Origin of the sequence: Pseudoalteromonas sp. SA25 (genome assembly GCF_011378705.1) — a bacterium.
GTDB lineage: Bacteria > Pseudomonadota > Gammaproteobacteria > Enterobacterales > Alteromonadaceae > Pseudoalteromonas > Pseudoalteromonas arctica.
Window position 1 is genome coordinate 102,550 of the sequence record NZ_WTKV01000011.1, and the last position, 17,902, is coordinate 120,451.

At 39.1% G+C, this 17,902-nt stretch carries 15 protein-coding genes; 11 read left to right on the top strand and 4 right to left on the bottom strand.

What is annotated here, in order from left to right; genetic code table 11:
* Positions 1-635: 635 nt before the first annotated feature.
* The 6 genes from GQR45_RS10895 (at position 636) to GQR45_RS10920 (ending at position 7,895) form a co-directional block, all read left to right on the top strand.
* Positions 636-1,889 (top strand): HlyD family efflux transporter periplasmic adaptor subunit, encoded by a 1,254-nt coding sequence (locus GQR45_RS10895; RefSeq protein WP_165725906.1) that lies wholly within the window; start codon positions 636-638, stop codon positions 1,887-1,889.
* A 42-nt stretch (positions 1,890-1,931) separates the two neighbouring features.
* A complete protein-coding gene (locus GQR45_RS10900; RefSeq protein WP_165725907.1) occupies positions 1,932-2,633 on the top strand; it encodes an ABC transporter ATP-binding protein in 702 nt (233 codons plus the stop codon).
* A gap of 12 nt (positions 2,634-2,645) precedes the next feature.
* Entirely contained in the window at positions 2,646-3,959 is a 1,314-nt protein-coding gene (locus tag GQR45_RS10905; protein ID WP_165725908.1) for an ABC transporter permease, read from the top strand.
* An 11-nt stretch (positions 3,960-3,970) separates the two neighbouring features.
* Complete coding sequence (locus GQR45_RS10910; protein WP_165722497.1) at positions 3,971-5,179, top strand: FtsX-like permease family protein; 1,209 nt, start codon at positions 3,971-3,973, stop codon at positions 5,177-5,179.
* Positions 5,180-5,250: 71 nt separating this feature from the next.
* Complete coding sequence (locus tag GQR45_RS10915; RefSeq protein WP_165725909.1) at positions 5,251-6,582, top strand: sigma-54 dependent transcriptional regulator; 1,332 nt, start codon at positions 5,251-5,253, stop codon at positions 6,580-6,582.
* A complete protein-coding gene (locus tag GQR45_RS10920; RefSeq protein ID WP_024592689.1) occupies positions 6,582-7,895 on the top strand; it encodes an ATP-binding protein in 1,314 nt (437 codons plus the stop codon). Before GQR45_RS10915 ends, GQR45_RS10920 begins: the two co-directional genes overlap by 1 nt.
* Before the next feature lie 89 nt (positions 7,896-7,984).
* On the opposite strand, the gene GQR45_RS10925 is transcribed toward GQR45_RS10920, so the two are convergent.
* Positions 7,985-8,323 carry a Grx4 family monothiol glutaredoxin gene (locus GQR45_RS10925; protein ID WP_004335359.1) on the bottom strand — a complete coding sequence of 113 codons (339 nt, stop codon included), beginning with the start codon at positions 8,321-8,323 and terminating at the stop codon, positions 7,985-7,987.
* Positions 8,324-8,589: 266 nt separating this feature from the next.
* Between GQR45_RS10925 and GQR45_RS10930 the strand changes: the two genes are divergently transcribed.
* From GQR45_RS10930 to GQR45_RS10945, 4 genes are all read left to right on the top strand, one after another.
* On the top strand, positions 8,590-9,171 hold the full coding sequence (locus GQR45_RS10930) for a Fe-Mn family superoxide dismutase (protein ID WP_002960323.1): 582 nt from the start codon (positions 8,590-8,592) through the stop codon (positions 9,169-9,171).
* A gap of 210 nt (positions 9,172-9,381) precedes the next feature.
* The gene (locus GQR45_RS10935) at positions 9,382-11,304 is read left to right on the top strand and encodes a PrkA family serine protein kinase (protein WP_165725910.1); all 1,923 of its coding nucleotides are present in this window, start codon (positions 9,382-9,384) and stop codon (positions 11,302-11,304) included.
* A 31-nt stretch (positions 11,305-11,335) separates the two neighbouring features.
* Positions 11,336-12,619, top strand: a complete 1,284-nt coding sequence (locus GQR45_RS10940) for a YeaH/YhbH family protein (RefSeq protein ID WP_007375849.1) — start codon at positions 11,336-11,338, stop codon at positions 12,617-12,619.
* A 19-nt stretch (positions 12,620-12,638) separates the two neighbouring features.
* On the top strand, positions 12,639-14,153 hold the full coding sequence (locus GQR45_RS10945) for a SpoVR family protein (protein WP_165725911.1): 1,515 nt from the start codon (positions 12,639-12,641) through the stop codon (positions 14,151-14,153).
* A 98-nt stretch (positions 14,154-14,251) separates the two neighbouring features.
* Here the strand turns inward: GQR45_RS10945 and GQR45_RS10950 are convergent, their stop codons facing one another.
* Both GQR45_RS10950 and GQR45_RS10955 read right to left on the bottom strand, forming a co-directional pair.
* Entirely contained in the window at positions 14,252-15,223 is a 972-nt protein-coding gene (locus GQR45_RS10950; protein ID WP_024592692.1) for a diguanylate cyclase, read from the bottom strand.
* Between the two features lie 3 nt (positions 15,224-15,226).
* Entirely contained in the window at positions 15,227-16,231 is a 1,005-nt protein-coding gene (locus tag GQR45_RS10955) for a response regulator (protein ID WP_007584074.1), read from the bottom strand.
* Between the two features lie 233 nt (positions 16,232-16,464).
* Here GQR45_RS10955 and tpx point away from each other — a divergent pair, with 233 nt between their 5' ends.
* Positions 16,465-17,046 (top strand): thiol peroxidase, encoded by a 582-nt coding sequence (gene tpx, locus GQR45_RS10960; RefSeq protein WP_024598337.1) that lies wholly within the window; start codon positions 16,465-16,467, stop codon positions 17,044-17,046.
* A gap of 88 nt (positions 17,047-17,134) precedes the next feature.
* Here tpx and adk read toward each other — a convergent pair whose 3' ends face one another.
* Complete coding sequence (gene adk / locus GQR45_RS10965; RefSeq protein WP_165725912.1) at positions 17,135-17,779, bottom strand: adenylate kinase; 645 nt, start codon at positions 17,777-17,779, stop codon at positions 17,135-17,137.
* Between the last annotated feature and the right edge of the window lie 123 nt (positions 17,780-17,902).

Genomic DNA, 17,902 nt, shown 5'->3' on the forward strand with positions numbered 1-17,902 from the left:
ACAAAACTAGCCTCTATCTTAAATAGAGTCAATAGCACTTTGAATACATATTCACATTCTTGAATATTTCTCACTTCATAGCAAGATTTCTTTTTATCATTATTTTTAACATTTAGCGTTATTTTAACCACTATTTTTTCATGACACTGGTGTCAAGTTTAACATATTGTAAAAAACACGAGTCTTCAGCGTGACAGCTTACGTAAACGTAAAGGCAGCCGAAAGTGAATAAGTATTCAGCGCTAGAGGGGCTATTCAGTTAACATTTAGATAGTTTTATGCTATTTCATTACTTTAATGGCTTAACATCCCTGATTATTGCTGCTCATTAGTATAGTTATGAAAGTTCATGTCATTTTTTGTACGTTAATAGTGAATTTTTATTTAAAACTATGTCCGATGCGGACACATAAACTGTCCGCGGACATAAATTTCAATAACAAAAAAATAAAATCACTTAAATATCAATAAGATAATAGTTGGTATATTAATCGTATAGCTTTATATATAATCGCTAATTGGAATTACTATGTTTACTCTAAGCTTATTTTTACTCTCTCCTATTGCCGCTATTTGCACAGCAGCTTTATTACTGCTGTGCGAAAAATACATAAAAGCAATTTAGGGGAAATTAAATGATTAAAGATACCAGCGCACAAGACGTACAGGTAAAGGCACCTATAAGCTATAAAAAATACGCGATGATCATTGCGATTGTTTTCATTGTGGTCTCTGCAATTGCTTATATTTTTTTAACGAGCCATAGCGCTAAAAGCTCTATTAGCCGCTCAAAAGTACAGATTGCAAAAGTACATGTTAAAGCGCTCATTCGAGACATTGCCGCCAGTGGTAAAATTGTTGCTGCTAATGCTCCTAAAATCTACAGTCCAGAACGTGGATTTATAGATTTAAAAGTAAAGGCCGGCGATACAGTAAAGCAAGGCGACACACTTGCCCTGCTGCAAAGCCCTGAGTTAACTAATGAATTGAAGCAACAGGAGTCTGTACTTAAAAGACTTGAAGGCGAACAGCAAAGGCAACATTTGCAAGCAAGACGCCAAACACTCACCTTAAATAAAACACTCGATATGGCACAAGTCGAGCTTAACGCCGCTGAGCGCGAAAATCGTCGCGCACAGTTATCAATACAAAAGCACTTAATTAGCCAAATTGATCTAGAAAAAGCAGTTGATGATTTATCCCGAGCTAAGCTCTCCTATAAGCATGCGCAGCAAGAGGTATTGCTTGCCAAAGACACGCTCGCTTTTGAACTACAAGCTGCTAAAAGTGATGTAACCCGCCAACAACTTATTGTTGATGACTTAATCCGAAAAGTAAGCAACCTATCTATTAAAGCTACCGTTACAGGGATCGTGGGTAACCTATTAGTGCAACAAAAAGCCGCAGTGACGCAAAGCCAACCTCTTATGACTCTCGTCGACTTAAGTAATTTTGAAGCCGAACTCCAGGTTCCTGAAAGTTACGCAAACGAATTAGGGCTCGGTATGGAAGTAGAGCTTAAGTTAGGCAATGAAACAGTGATGGGGAATTTATCCGCCATATCACCAGAAGTTAATAATCGTGAAGTAACAGCACGCGTCCGGTTTAAAGGTGTTACTAACAACATTCGTCAGAACCAACGCTTAACTGCACGTATTTTACTCGACAACCGAGAAGGTGTAATGCAAGTAAAGCGTGGTGCATTTATGCAGCAAGGCGGAATTATAGCTTATAAGGTAGAAGGCAATATTGCAAAGCGTATACCTATTACAATAGGCGCCACCAGCATTAATGCGGTTGAGCTTTTAAGCGGACTAAAAGAAAACGATGAAATTATTATTTCAAGCTACAGCGACTTTAAGCAAGCCAACACGATTTTATTAAATTAAACAGACGTTCTCAACCAACGCTAAAAATAATTAGGAACAACCATGTTACAAATGAACAATGTAAGTAAAGTATACCAAACAGAAATGGTACAAACCCATGCGCTTCGAGATTTTAATCTGCAAGTAAACGAAGGCGAATTTATTGCTGTTACTGGTCCTAGCGGCTCAGGAAAAACAACCTTTTTAAATATTGCAGGTATGCTCGAGCCTTTTAACGAAGGTGAATACCTGTTGGATGGCGTTAATGTTGGCAGCCTAAACGATAACCAACGTGCTGATTTACGTAATCAAAAAATTGGCTTTATATTCCAAGGCTTTAATTTGATCCCCGATTTAAATTTATATGAAAACATAGAAGTTCCTCTTCGCTACAGAGGGATTAAAGCAAATGAGCGAAAACGTCGAATTGAGCAATGCCTTGAACAAGTTGGTTTAGCATCTCGCGCTAAACACTTACCTCAACAACTCTCCGGTGGCCAGCAACAACGTGTTGCAATAGCCCGTGCGCTTGCTGGTGAACCTCGTTTTTTACTAGCCGATGAGCCAACAGGTAACCTTGACAGCTTAATGGCTCGCCAAGTTATGGAGTTACTTGAGCAAATAAATCGCGACGGTGCCACTATTGTAATGGTAACGCATGATAGCGAATTAGCCCGCCGTGCTCCGCGTAATATTCAAGTAGTTGATGGACAACTTGCCGACTTTACGCTTTATCAGGGCGCGCAAACTATAAAAACAGCATAGGGGGTTTAACTAATGTTTATTCATTATTTAGATTTAAGTTGGCGCAGCTTCAAGCGCACCCCACTGGTTAGCTTTTTAATGGTACTTGCCATTGCGATAGGTATAGGCATAACAATGACCAGCCTTAGTGTTTATCACATGATGTCGGCCGATCCTATCCCAGAAAAAAGCAGCCAACTTTACAGTGTGCAATTACAAACAATGGACGATGGTAGTACGTGGTGGACAGAAGATAACATGCCACTGCAACTGACCTATCAAGATGCTGAGAACTTATTAAACGCACCCACGTCAGAGAAAAAAGTGGCTATGATGCGTACCGGCTTTTCAGTTTATCTGGACTCCGACAAAATAAAACCTTTTATAGGTAATGCTCGCATGACAACGCCTGACTTTTTTAGCATGTTTAATTTGTCATTTCTATACGGAGGGGCTTGGAGCAAAGAGCAAGAAAACTCAGCCGCACCTGTGGTTGTTATTACCCAAGAGATAAACGATAAACTATTTGCAGGACAAAACTCCGTCGGAGAGCTAATTTACTTAGATGATGGCAGCTATCAAGTAGTTGGCGTTGTTAAGCACTGGCCTCTGAATATTAAATATTATGATTTAAATAACGGCGCATTTAATCAAGCCGAAGATTTATTTATGCCTTTTAGTTTAATTAAAGCAAAAGAGCTCGTTAGTTGGGGTAATAGCAATGGTTGGAAGCACGAAAACACGCCAACCTTTGCAGATAAACTGCAATCTGAGCAAGTATGGATCCAGTTTTGGGCAGAGCTAAATACGCTTGAACAAAAACAAGCCTATCAAAATTACTTATTAGCCTATATGCAAGAACAACAAAAACGTGGTCGATTTAATCGTAAAGAACTTGAGTATAAACTTCGCGATGTAAACCAATGGATGCAATACAACAACGTCGTCACCGAAGACAATAAAATTTTAGTGGGCCTGAGCTTTATGTTCTTAGGTGTCTGCTTAGCCAATATTTTAGGTTTACTTTTAGCTAAGTTTTTACGCAGAGCGCCAGAAGTAGGTGTAAGACGCGCATTAGGTGCTAGTAAAAGGCAAATATTTTTACAGCACTTAGTTGAGGTCGCCATGCTTGGCTTTATAGGTGGCATGCTAGGAATTGTACTAGCACAACTTGGCTTAATGGGCGTAGGGCAAAGCTACGACTACTATGAAAACTTAGCGACAATGGATTTAACCATGCTATTGAGCGCCCCATTGATTGCAATTACAACCTGCATTTTGGCTGGTTTGTACCCAGCTTGGCTAGTGTGTAAAACCAACCCTGCCATTTATCTTAAGAGCCAATAAGGAATTTAACAATGTTAGAAATAAAACCTATATTCAACGCCTTATGCCGCTCAAAGGTGGGGGCTGTATTACTGCTAATTCAAATTGCAATCACAACGGCAATAGTCAGTAATGCTGCATTTATCATTCAAGACAGAATTAGCTATTTAAACCAAGAAACGGGCTACCCTGAACAAGATATATTTAAGTTTAATGTAATGACCTTTGGTACTGATATTAACTTAAGTCAGCAGTTTGAGCTTGATGAAAGCATGCTTAGAAAAATGCCAGGCGTGGTCGATGCCGCATTAAGCAGTAGTATTCCACTATCAGGGAGTGGCAGCGCTTCGAGCTTTAATTTAAAACCTGCTCCACAAGAAGGTCTAAGTGTCAGGACCGCTTATTTTTTTATAGATGACCACGCAATTAATACCTACGGCGTTAACTTAATTGCTGGGCGAAACTTTACCGAAGATGAAGTGCTAGTTACAAACGAAATTACACAAAAGCGCACCAACGTCACTATAGTCACTAAAGCCTTACTTGATGAGCTCTACCCTGATGGAGATGGTTTAGGGAAAATAGTTTATTTTGGCGACCTACCACTTAAAATTATTGGCGTGATCGGAAACATGAAAGGCCCGTGGCTCAAAGACAGTAAACCCGATAATCTTGCGTTTATTCCTTATATTAAAGCAGCAAGTTATGCACAAGTTGCCGTTCGTACAGAGCCTGGTCAGCGAGCAGCTGTAATGAAAGAAATAGAAAATGCTATGCTCGAAAATTACAGCAAACGCGTTATTAATAACATTAAAGGACTTGATGAATTAAAAAATGAGTATACCGCTCAAGATCGCCTCATGATGCGCATGCTCATAGTATTAATCACTATTTTAGTGCTTATAACCGCTCTCGGTATTTTTGGCTTAACCTTATTTAATATTAGCAAACGTACTAAGCAAATTGGTACACGCAGAGCACTTGGCGCAAGAAAGTCAGCTATTGTTAGCTACTTTTTAGTAGAAAATGCATTAATTTGTAGCCTAGGTTTAGCCTTAGGTGTAGTAACAGCAATACTGCTTGGGAAAATGTTAATGCAGTATTTTTCTGTAGCTGCACTACCGCCAAGTTATATAGCCGTTACCGCCATTGCCGTATTTTTAATGAGCTTACTTGCGGTATTAGCGCCGGCTAAACGCGCTGCTAATATTTCGCCCAGTATCGCAACTCGCACTATTTAATAATATGTAAATCACTATGCTACACTGCTTAGTAAGGCAGTGTAGCCATTAAAAAATTATAAAAATAACCTATGACTCATAAAATACTCATTGTTGATGATAACCAAGCAGTACTCGACGCACTTTCATTGTTGCTCGAGATCCACGATTTTTCGGTTGTTACTGCAACAAATCCATTTGATGCTTTGCAAATAGTTCGCTATCAACGAATTGAGCTTGTAATTCAAGACATGAACTTTACCAGTGACACCACCTCTGGCGAAGAAGGTAAAGCGTTGTTTTATGAACTACGAGAAATAAACCCACACCTACCTATTATACTTATTACAGCCTGGACCGAACTTGCCACCGCCATTGAGCTTGTAAAAGCAGGTGCTGCTGATTACTTACCAAAACCCTGGGATGATGCAAAACTACTAGTTTGTATCGGTAACTTAATAGAGCTAGGCAGTGCTAAAAAAATAGTGGCGACACATAATCGCCATCAACAAGAACGTGAAGGTACATTTAAAAGCGCAGACCTTGCTGGGCTAATATTTAAAAGTACTGCGATGGAACGACTGGTTACTATGGCGCTTCAAGTGGCTAAATCTGATATATCTGCATTAATTACAGGCCCTAATGGGAGTGGTAAAGAGTGTATTGCGCATATTATTCAAAAAAACTCCCCGCTTGTATCGCAGCCTTTTATTAAGGTAAACGCAGGTGCACTACCGCAAGAACTTATAGAGGCCGAACTTTTTGGCGCTGAAGCCGGAGCATATACGGGGATAACCAAACAACGTATTGGTCGATTTGAAGCAGCTGATGGCGGTACGTTATTTTTAGATGAAATTGGTAATTTACCACTTTCAGGACAAATAAAATTACTACGCGTACTACAAACCGGCGAGTTTGAACGTTTAGGCTCAACACAAACACAAAAAGTAAATGTGCGAGTAATATCGGCTACTAACGAAAACTTACTACAAGCAATTGAACAAGGTCGATTTAGAGAAGACTTATATTATCGCCTTAATGTAATTGAACTCAATGTGCCTGCCCTTAGCGAAAGGCAAGATGATGTTTTAGCACTTATTAGCCATTTTTTACCTCACCGAGAGCTGACTATAAACACAGAGCAAGCACTTCAACATTATAAATGGCCAGGTAACGTTCGAGAGCTAGAAAATGCTTGTAAACGTGTAGCGGTGCTAAAACCAACAGGTGCGCTTACAGTCGATGACTTTGCACTTTCGTCATCGGTTACTGCTCAACAAGAAGCAAAAGCAGAACCGACCAAACAGGAAATAGAACACGCAATGCGCGCTCATCAAGGTGTTATAGCCAAAGTGGCCCGTGAATTTGGGTTAAGCCGACAAGCTCTTTATCGTCGATTACAAAAAATGGGTATTGATTATTAATGCCAAACATTATTAGCCACTTTACCCTAAGCCAAAAGGTTGTGTTAATTTGCGCACTTTGTAGCGCGCTGCCTGTTTTTATTATTGCCGCACTTAGTGGTTTTGATATGTACTACACTCTGTTTTTAATATTACTAACGCTTGCATTTAGCACCTTGCTTTCAAGAGCTCTCACCAAACCAATAAAGCTTGGCATGCAATCGCTCGAAACCGGGTTGCTTAATTTTAAAGATGGTGAGCTCTCCAGCTTACTAGCGTATAAAAGTAATGATGAACTTGGAAAACTATGCCGACTTTATAATCAAACCGCTAAACAGCTTCGCCAAGAAAAACAATGGATTTACCAGCGCGAGTTAATGCTTGATAAAGTATTGCAAAGCTCGCCGCAAGCGTTATTACTGGTCAATGATAATAATACGGTGGTATTTAGTAATTTAATTAGCCGTAGTTTATTTAATAGCGCAACCCGCCTTGAAGGTATGCAGCTAAGTAAGTTACTCGAAAATTCCCCTCTGCAATTAATAGCAGCTATAGAGCACGGTGTTGATGGCCTCTTTAATATAGAAATAGAGAATCAAGACTCGCAAACTTGGCATTTAGCCACCGGAGAGTTTTTACTCAATAACCAAAAGCATCATTTATATATATTTAAACAATTAACCCGTGAGCTTAGTCGCCAAGAAGTTGCCGTGTGGAAAAAGGTAATACGCATTATCAGCCACGAATTGAATAATTCACTCGGCCCTATGTCGTCCATGTTACACAGCGCACAATTGCTCGCAAATAAAGTTGATGAGCCCCGCCTTGCCCGTGTATTTGCAACTATTGATGAGCGAATTAGTCATTTAACTGAATTTGTACAAGGCTATGGCAAGTTTGCTAAATTACCTCAGCCACAAAAAACACGGATTAACTGGCAAAACACACTCAATAATTTAAAAAATCACTGGCAATTTAGCTACGAAATAAAAAATTCACACAATGAATTACAAGCTGATCAAGCCCAACTCGAGCAGCTGCTCATAAACCTATTAAAAAATTCACACGAGTCAGGCTCCAACTCCAATGAAATACATATTCAGGTCGAATTTGTACCCCAAGCTTGTGTTATAAATGTGAGCGACTGCGGCAAAGGAATGAGCGAGCAAGTAATGGCAAATGCTTTAGTGCCCTTTTATTCTACAAAAAGTACGGGGAGTGGTTTAGGGCTAGCCTTATGCAGAGAAATAGCAGAAGCGCACCAGGGGCATATAAGTTTACATAACAAAATAGAGGGCGGCTTAAACGTACAAGTGAGCCTTCCTTATTCGTAAATTCACAAAAATTAAAAACAACAAAGCCACTTAAAAAGTGGCTTTGTGTTTAAAGAGCTTAATAACCTGATAGCAGGTTGAGTAATAAATTACTCTGCGTCAGCTTCTTTATATTTAGCAGCAGTTTCTGTAATTAACGGCTGTAATTCACCGCGTTGAAACATTTCGATAATAATGTCACAACCACCAACTAATTCGCCATCTACCCATAATTGCGGGAATGTTGGCCAATTTGCGTATGCTGGAAGCTCAGCACGAATGTCTGGATTAAGTAAAATATCAACGTATGCAAATGGTTCACCACATGACATTAACGCTTGCGATGCTTGTGAAGAAAAACCACAATTTGGTAATTTTGGTGACCCTTTCATGAAAAGGATTATTGGGTTTTCTGAAATTTGCTGTTTAATTTTATCAATGGTTTCCATCTACAACCTCAAAGTAACGATAGCTAAATATATTTAGGTCTTGAAAATAACTCATCGTGACCACAAATATATAACTTAAAATGGGCAAATAAAGCCGCAATTGAAATAGTCTTTCGCAATAGCATTGCTGTTTGCTTAAACTTGAGTAAAATACTCAACAATTATAGTAACACTATATTACCGCTTGGTATAGGTAACTGCTCTGTTTCAACAGGCATTACGTATTACCAAATGGACTATCAACCAAAGAAGATGGAGATAAAAAAATGGCATTTGAACTACCGTCACTACCATATGCAATCGACGCACTTGAGCCACATATTTCAAAAGAAACACTAGAGTTTCACCATGGCAAACACCACAACACTTACGTGGTTAAGCTTAATGGTTTAATCCCTGGTACTGAGTTTGAAAACAAATCTCTAGAAGAGATCGTATGTTCATCAGAAGGCGGCGTATTTAACAACGCAGCACAAATCTGGAACCATACTTTTTACTGGAACAGCTTATCTCCAAACGGCGGCGGCGAGCCTACTGGCGCAGTTGCTGATGCAATCAACGCTAAATGGGGTTCTTTTGATGCGTTTAAAGATGCATTAAATGACAAAGCAGTAAATAACTTTGGTTCAAGCTGGACGTGGTTAGTTAAGCTTGCTGATGGTTCACTAGACATCGTTAATACATCTAACGCTGCTACACCATTAACTGATGATGGCGTTACTCCAATCCTTACAGTGGATTTATGGGAACACGCTTACTACATTGATTACCGTAACGTTCGTCCAGATTACCTTAAAGGTTTTTGGTCGCTTGTTAACTGGGAATTCGCGAACGCTAACTTCGCTTAATTAGCCTTTAAACGCTAATGTAAAAAAGACGCTTAGGCGTCTTTTTTTGTTTCTTATTTATCACACCCAAGCGCCTCATCATTTAATAAAACACTTTTAGTAACATGATCTTTTTTCACTTAAATTTTTAATTTTATTGCACAAAAATACAGATTCGTGACTAGACTTTAAAAGGTAAGCACCTTTTTACAGCGGGTTTCGGAGGTTATTATGACGATTTTTGAGCATTACCAAGCACGATACGAAGCGGCACAGGAAGAAGAATACAGTATCGCTGAATTTCTTGAGATTTGTAAAACCGATAAGTCTGCCTACGCCAGCGCACCAGAACGCCTACTCATGGCAATTGGCGAACCAAACATGGTAGATACCGCAACGGATGCACGACTAAGCCGGTTATTTTCTAATAGAGTAGTTGCGCGCTACCCTGCCTTTGCTGATTTTTATGGTATGGAAGACGCCATTGAGCAAATAGTCTCTTATTTAAAACACGCCGCCCAAGGGCTTGAAGAATGCAAACAAGTGCTTTATTTACTTGGACCTGTTGGTGGGGGTAAATCATCCATTGCTGAAAAACTAAAATATTTAATGCAACAAGTGCCTATTTATTCAATTAAAGGCTCACCGGTAAACGACCATCCTCTTGCATTATTTGACCTAATAGAGGACGCTGACGTACTTAAGAAAGAATACGGTATTAAACCGCGCTACTTAAAAACCATTATGTCCCCTTGGGCTGGCAAACGCTTAAAAGAATTCAATGGTGATATTAGCCAGTTTAGAGTGGTTAAGCGCTCCCCCTCAATTTTAAACCAAATAGGGATTGCCAAAACCGAACCAGGAGATGAAAACAACCAAGATATTTCGGCGCTAGTGGGTAAGGTCGATATTCGCCAGCTTGAGCACTTTGCTCAAAACGATCCTGATGCATACGCCTACTCTGGCTCTTTATGTTTAGCTAACCAAGGGCTGATGGAATTTGTAGAAATGTTTAAAGCGCCTATTAAAGTGCTGCACCCTTTACTTACCGCAACCCAAGAAGGTAACTACAACGGCACAGAAGGCATTAGTGCCCTGCCCTTTAATGGCATGATCCTCGCTCACTCTAATGAGTCTGAGTGGCAAACTTTTAAAAACAATAAAAACAACGAAGCATTTTTAGACCGTGTTTATATTGTAAAAGTACCTTACTGCTTACGTGTAACTGAAGAAATTAAAATTTACGACAAATTACTTGAGCACAGCGAGCTATACAACGCGCCATGCGCACCAGGTACACTTAAAACATTGGCGCAATTTACAACGCTATCACGTTTAAAAGAGCCAGAAAATTCAAGCATCTATTCAAAAATGCGGGTATACGATGGCGAAACTCTAAAAGACACCGACCCTAAAGCAAAATCGTATCAAGAGTATCGTGATTACGCAGGTGTTGATGAAGGCATGACGGGGCTATCTACTCGCTTTGCGTTTAAAATTTTATCCCGCGTGTTTAACTTTGATACCACTGAGGTTGCTGCAAATCCGGTGCATTTGTTCTATGTGCTTGAACAACAGATAGAGCGCGAGCAATTTTCGAGTGAAATAGAAGAACGTTATTTAAGCTTTTTAAAAGGCTATTTAATTCCGCAATATGTAGAGTTTATAGGTAAAGAACTGCAAACCGCTTATTTAGAATCGTATTCAGAATACGGACAAAACATTTTTGACCGTTATGTTATTTATGCAGACTTTTGGATACAAGACCAAGAATATCGCGATCCTGATACGGGACAACTATTTGACCGTGAGGCACTTAATGCCGAACTTGAAAAAATAGAAAAGCCAGCAGGTATTTCTAACCCTAAAGATTTCCGTAATGAAATAGTGAACTTTGTATTACGTGCCCGTGCGCATAACAACGGTAAAAACCCACTATGGACAAGCTACGAAAAACTACGCACGGTGATTGAGAAAAAAATGTTCTCTAATACCGAAGATTTACTCCCCGTAATTTCGTTTAATACTAAAACGTCTGCTGAGGATCAGCAAAAGCACGAAGACTTTGTAAACCGTATGGTCGAAAAAGGCTATACACAAAAACAAGTTCGCTTGCTTTCTGAGTGGTATTTACGGGTTAGGAAATCGCAATAACCTTCATAGTCGTAGTATATAGGAGGTCATTATGGCGCATTTTATAGATAGGCGTTTAAACGGCAAAAATAAAAGTACGCTTAATCGCCAGCGCTTTATTAGGCGCTATAAAAAGCAAATTAAAGAAGCAGTTTCAGATGCAATTAACAAACGCAGCGTTACAGATTCAAGCTCTGGTGAGAGTATTTCTATTCCACAACGCGATATCAGCGAACCTACGTTTCATCAAGGGCAAGGCGGGAATAGAGAACAAATTCACCCAGGCAACGATCAATTTTCTACGGGTGATAAAATTGAGCGCCCTAAAGGCGGACAAGGCGGCGGTGCCGGTGAAGGTGACGCCAGCGATTCTGGCGAAGGGCAAGATGAGTTTGTATTTTCGATATCAAAAGATGAATACCTTGATTTACTGTTTGAAGATTTAGAACTTCCTAACTTACAAGAAAACCAACTTGATAAGTTAGTGCAAATGAAAACCCATCGCGCAGGGTTTTGTAGTGATGGTATGCCTAGCAATATTGATATTGTCCGCTCTCTTCAAGGCTCGCTTGCCCGGCGTGTGGCAATGAGTGCAGGTAAAAAACGCCGTTTAAAAGAGCTCGAAGAACAACTTGCTCTGCTGCTTGCTGGTCCACATAACGATAAAGCAGCAATTGCTTTATTACAAAAAGAAATTGCTGCATTAAAAGTGCAAATTAAGTCGGTTCCGTTTATTGATAACTACGATTTACGTTTTCGTAATTACGAAAAGCGCCCTCACCCCACCAGCAAAGCGGTGATGTTTTGTATTATGGATGTGTCAGGCTCAATGGATCAGCCAACAAAAGACATGGCAAAGCGTTTTTATATTTTGCTCTATCAATTTTTAACACGCAGCTATAAAGACATAGAAGTTGTTTATATTCGCCACCACACACAAGCAAAAGAAGTAGACGAGCAAGAGTTTTTTTATTCTCAAGAAACTGGCGGCACTATTGTTTCAAGCGCTCTTAAATTAATGAACGAAATAATAAAAGAGCGTTATCACGCAAACGAGTGGAATGTATACGCCGCACAAGCCTCTGATGGCGATAACTGGGCGGACGACACCCCGCAGTGTGGTGAAATTTTGCGTAATAAGCTCTTAAGCGCAGTACGCTATTTTGCTTATATTGAAATAACCACTCGTGCCCATCAAAGCCTATGGCGCGAATATGAATCTATAACACACAGCCATAATAATTTCGCCATACAGCATATTCAAAGCGTTGAAGATATTTACCCAATTTTTAGGGAGCTATTTAAAAAAGGTCGTCAACAGCAAAACTCTGCATAGCCTAAAGCGAGGTAGCATTATGAAAGACAAACGAATGAGTGATGGCCCAGATTGGACCTTTGATTTATTAGATGAGTACCAAGGTGAAATTGCCCGTGTTGCAGCTCATTACAGGTTAAACACATACCCTAATCAAATTGAAGTGATAACCGCAGAGCAGATGATGGATGCTTATTCAAGCGTTGGCATGCCTATTGGCTACAGCCATTGGTCTTACGGTAAAAAGTTCATTCAAACAGAGCAAAATTATAAGCGCGGACAAATGGGTCTCGCTTACGAAATAGTGATAAATTCAGACCCTTGTATTGCGTACTTAATGGAAGAAAATACCCTACCTATGCAAGCGCTTGTAATGGCACATGCATGTTACGGACATAACTCATTTTTTAAAGGTAACTATCTATTTAAAACCTGGACCGATGCTGGCTCAATTATTGATTACTTGGTATTTGCTAAAAACTACATAAGTCGCTGTGAAGAAAAGCACGGTATTACACAAGTAGAAGCCCTACTCGACTCATGTCATGCATTAATGAATTACGGAGTCGATCGCTACAAACGTCCACAACAAATATCGTTATTTGAAGAACAAAAACGTCAACAAGAGCGTGAAGACTACCTTCAATCGCAAGTAAATGAATTATGGCGGACTATTCCTGAGCAACAGCAAGAAACCAAAAAGAAAGTACGCCATTTCCCTTCTGAACCCCAAGAAAATATTTTGTATTTTATTGAAAAAAATGCCCCATTACTCGACTCTTGGCAACGTGAAGTGATACGTATTGTTCGTAAAATTTCGCAATACTTTTACCCACAAAAACAAACTCAAGTAATGAATGAAGGTTGGGCAACTTTTTGGCATTACAACATCCTTAATCACTTATATGATGAGGGAAAACTCACCGACTCGTTTATGTTAGAATTTTTACAAAGCCATACCAACGTAGTTTATCAGCCACCTTATAACAGTAAGTATTATTCAGGCATTAACCCATATGCTTTAGGCTTTAATATGATGGTTGATATTCGCAGAATATGTGAACACCCAACTGAAGAAGATAAACGTTGGTTCCCTGAATATGCAGGCAGTAATTGGCTAGATACACTGCATTTTGCAATGGAAAACTTTAAAGATGAGAGTTTTATTAGCCAGTTTTTATCGCCTAAGTTAATTCGTGATTTTAAATTATTTACTATTATTGACCATACTAATAATCCCCATTTAGAAATTGGCGCAATACATAACGACAACGGCTATAAAGCTGTAAGAGAAGCGCTCTCAGCGCAGTACAACTTGAGTAATCATGAACCCAACATTCAAGTATATGACGTTGATATTAGAGGTGACCGTTCACTAACCCTACGCTACGTACCTCATAACAACATTCCTTTAGCAAACTCGCACGAGGAAGTACTTAAGCATCTTTACAGATTATGGGGCTTTAAAGTAAAACTAGAGCAAGAGTCAAATTCTGGTGAGGTTTCAATGATTGGTCAATGCCCAATAGATGACTCTAGACACACAACACAATAATGAAGAGCAATAAAATTTTCATACTGATTGGGTTTGCTCAGCAGGTTATAAAAACACTGTATTATTTAACCCTAAATTCTGGATATAAAAAATGACGCTTAAGCGTCATTTTTTATATCTTCGTAGGCTATTACTTTATTTCGCCCTGTATTTTTAGATTGGTACAGTGCTTTATCTGCAGCCTCTATCCAGCGCTCATGATTTTTAAAATCATTACTACTACCAGCCAGCCCTATACTTACCGTCATTGTTATTTCAAAGTGTTTATACTTAACAGGGTTAGTTTCAATCAATACCCTTAAACGCTCAGCAAATACAAAAGCGCCTTCTTTATCTGTATCAAGTAATGTTACTGCAAACTCTTCACCGCCATAACGCCCTGCAACATCAGTTTCGCGCAGCGTCGTACGTAGTAAGTTAGATAAATGACGAAGCGATTCATCACCACAGCTATGGCCATATTCATCATTTATTTTTTTAAAGTGGTCAATATCAAACATTAATAATGTACTACAGCCACCACTTCGCTTAACTCTCAAAAACTCTTGGCGTAGCGTACCTTCCCAGTGTCCACGGTTTGCAAGCTGCGTTAAGCTATCTGTTTGACTTACTTGTTCTAATTTTTTGTTTAACTCTTCAAGCTCTTTTTTATTTACCGCGACATCTGTTACATCATACAAAATAATACAAATATGGCTAACTTCGCCCATCGTATTTGTAAGAGGGATAAATGTCGCATTTTGATACATGTAATCAGCTTTACCAGTAATAGGTCGATAATTTTTAAACCTAAAAATGTATGGCTGCTGCTCCCAAATCGTAAAAGAGCGGTTTTTTAAAACAAAAACCGATTCTGATTTACTTCTAAACCATTTTTCGTCTATTGCTGGAAATAAATCAAATAGGTCTTTATCTTTTACTGCGCTTGGTAGAAGCCCTGAATGGTTTTCCATAAAACCATTCCATACACACACCTTATAATCTCTATCAAGTACTACAAGGCCTACATCAACGGTATTAAACATATCCATAAGCCAATGGATCTCATTCATTTCTAAGTCTGCAGCCATAACTTAATCTTCTAATAGGTAAGCAACTTTATACTTCAAAGTTTTAAGTGAATCTTCAGTAAATAACAGCATGAGGTCGCAATTTATATCATGGTTTTCAATACCGTAACTAATCTCTATAGCAAGGGTGCGTTGCCAACGTGACTTGTTTGATTTAACCAGCTCAGACACATCTCTGTGTTGGCCAAGTACTATTGGGTGCCCTTGGCTAAATGACATATCGAGCTGTTTTGAAAGACCCGTTAAAATAGCGCCTATCAAAATATTACTAATATCCATAAGCAGCTCAAGTTCAATTTTATCGTTTAACTCGCCGTCATAATTCATCAAAGAAGCTATTTCTTTAAAGCTTGAATCATTTAAAAGTAATAGCGCCTCGCCCGAAATGCCACCGCCAATAAAGCCCTGGCACACACCCGATGTAGCTGCATTATTATCTATAGACTGCAGCGCCATATCGAGTTCATTAACTTCCAAAATATTCACATTAGGAATTGGTAGCTCTACAAACACATTAAGAAGACGTGCAAGTAAATCCCCAGCCTGTCCCATAGCAACGTTAGTTAGCTCTTGGTATATATCCCGAACATCAGGGTCGACTTGCTCTCCTAGCGAATGAGAGAGACGCTCACGCATGGCTTTATCTTTAATCCCATGGTGTTCAATTATGCTGGCTAGTTTTTCGGGGGAACATGGTTTTTGAATAAAATCGATAGCACCAAGCTCAAGCACTCTTTGGTGTGCACTTGGTTGTATATCACCAGAGACAACAACAGTGAGAATATTAAGCCCCTGTTCTTTCATAGCGATTAATACTTCATACCCATCCATTTCAGGCATGTTTAAATCGAGAAAAAGTATTTCTGGTTCAATTAACTTTATTTGCTTTATGCAATCAACGCCGTCGAGTGCAAATTCAACTTTAATATCCCAATCTTCAGGTAATGAACGAGCTAGCTGACGCCTAGCTAATTTTGAGTCATCACATATTAGTACCGATGTTGACATATTATCTCTCTGTTTCTAAACCAGTAATGAGCATTAAAATCATTTTATGATGGTTTTTATTTTTATTATTGAAGATATATTTTGTAACTTCATGTTAATCAAAGTTTAGCACAGTTACAATTTTTATATTGCAGAACTAATCCCAACTTCATCAGAGCGGTATAATCTCTTGGTTACTATAGCGCAGTATAATACACTGACGCCCATTGCGTTAATTTAAAAGGAAATACCTTATGTTACGTTCACTTACCTTTGCTTTGAGCGCATTTTGCTCTGTGGCTATTGCAGCCGATTACCCAGAAAACACGCTAGACATAGGAAAAGTATCTGCACAAGGCAAACCAGTCACTTTATTAGGCAAAGGGATCTCTGTTGGAGATAGCGCGCCAAATTTCAAAGTAGTTGATGACAACTTCATCCCTGTAACGCTTGAGGATTACAAAGGCCAAGCTGTATTGATAAGTGTAGTGCCAAGTCTTGATACAGGTATTTGTAGCCTGCAAACTAAGCATTTTAATGAAAAAGTAGCCTCGCAATTTCCAAGTGTTGTAATGCTAACAATTAGTGCTGATTTACCATTTGCTCAAAAGCGTTTTTGCAAAGCTGAAAATATCGATAAAATCACTACGTTATCAGATTCTGTTTGGCGCGATTTTGGCCAAAAATACGGATTGATTATTAAAGATATGGGCTTATTAACGCGAACGGTATTTATTTTAGATGAAAGCCATAACGTCATTTATAAACAATTAGTTAGTAGCCTTTCAACTGAACCAGAATACAACAGCGTAATTGAGAAACTTAAAACGTTGTAAAGCCGATTAAATAGCACTGATTAAGCAATGCTAAACAGCCTTAAAACAAAAAACCGCCAATTGGCGGTTTTTTAATGTGCTTTTATATTTAACCTAAAAGCTCACCAAGTTGTGAACTTACAGCTTCAACAGCTTGTGTACCATCTAGTTTGTGGTATTGAGTATTACCAGCAGCAGCTTCTGCTTGGTAGTAATCAACTAATGGCATAGTTTGCTCGTGATAAATACCTAAACGTTTACGTACTGTTTCTTCAGTATCATCAGCGCGAACAATTAAGTCTTCCCCAGTTTCGTTGTCTTTACCTTCCACTTTTGGTGGATTATATACAATATGGTAAACACGACCAGAACCAGGATGAACGCGACGTCCGCCCATACGTTCAACAATCACTTCGTCAGCCACGTCAAATTCAATAACGTAATCAACCACTACGCCATTTTCTTTCATCGCATCAGCTTGAGGAATTGTGCGTGGGAAGCCATCAAGTAAAAAACCTTTCTCACAATCAGCTTTAGTAATACGCTCTTTTACTAAACCAATAATAATATCGTCAGAAATTAGTTGACCAGCATCCATTACTTTTTTTGCTTCTAAGCCTAATGGCGTGCCCTCTTTAATTGCTGCACGTAACATGTCGCCAGTAGAAATTTGTGGAATACCGTATTTGTCCATTAAAAACTGAGCTTGAGTACCTTTGCCTGCACCCGGCGCGCCCAAAAGAATAATGCGCATATTATTGTCCCCTAGTATGGATATTTATTTTAAAGCCTGAATTCTTCCACAAGCGCCGCCGATACTCAAGCAACTTATACTAATTGATGAGTTGTTGATGTATTTACAGCGCATTAAAAAAGG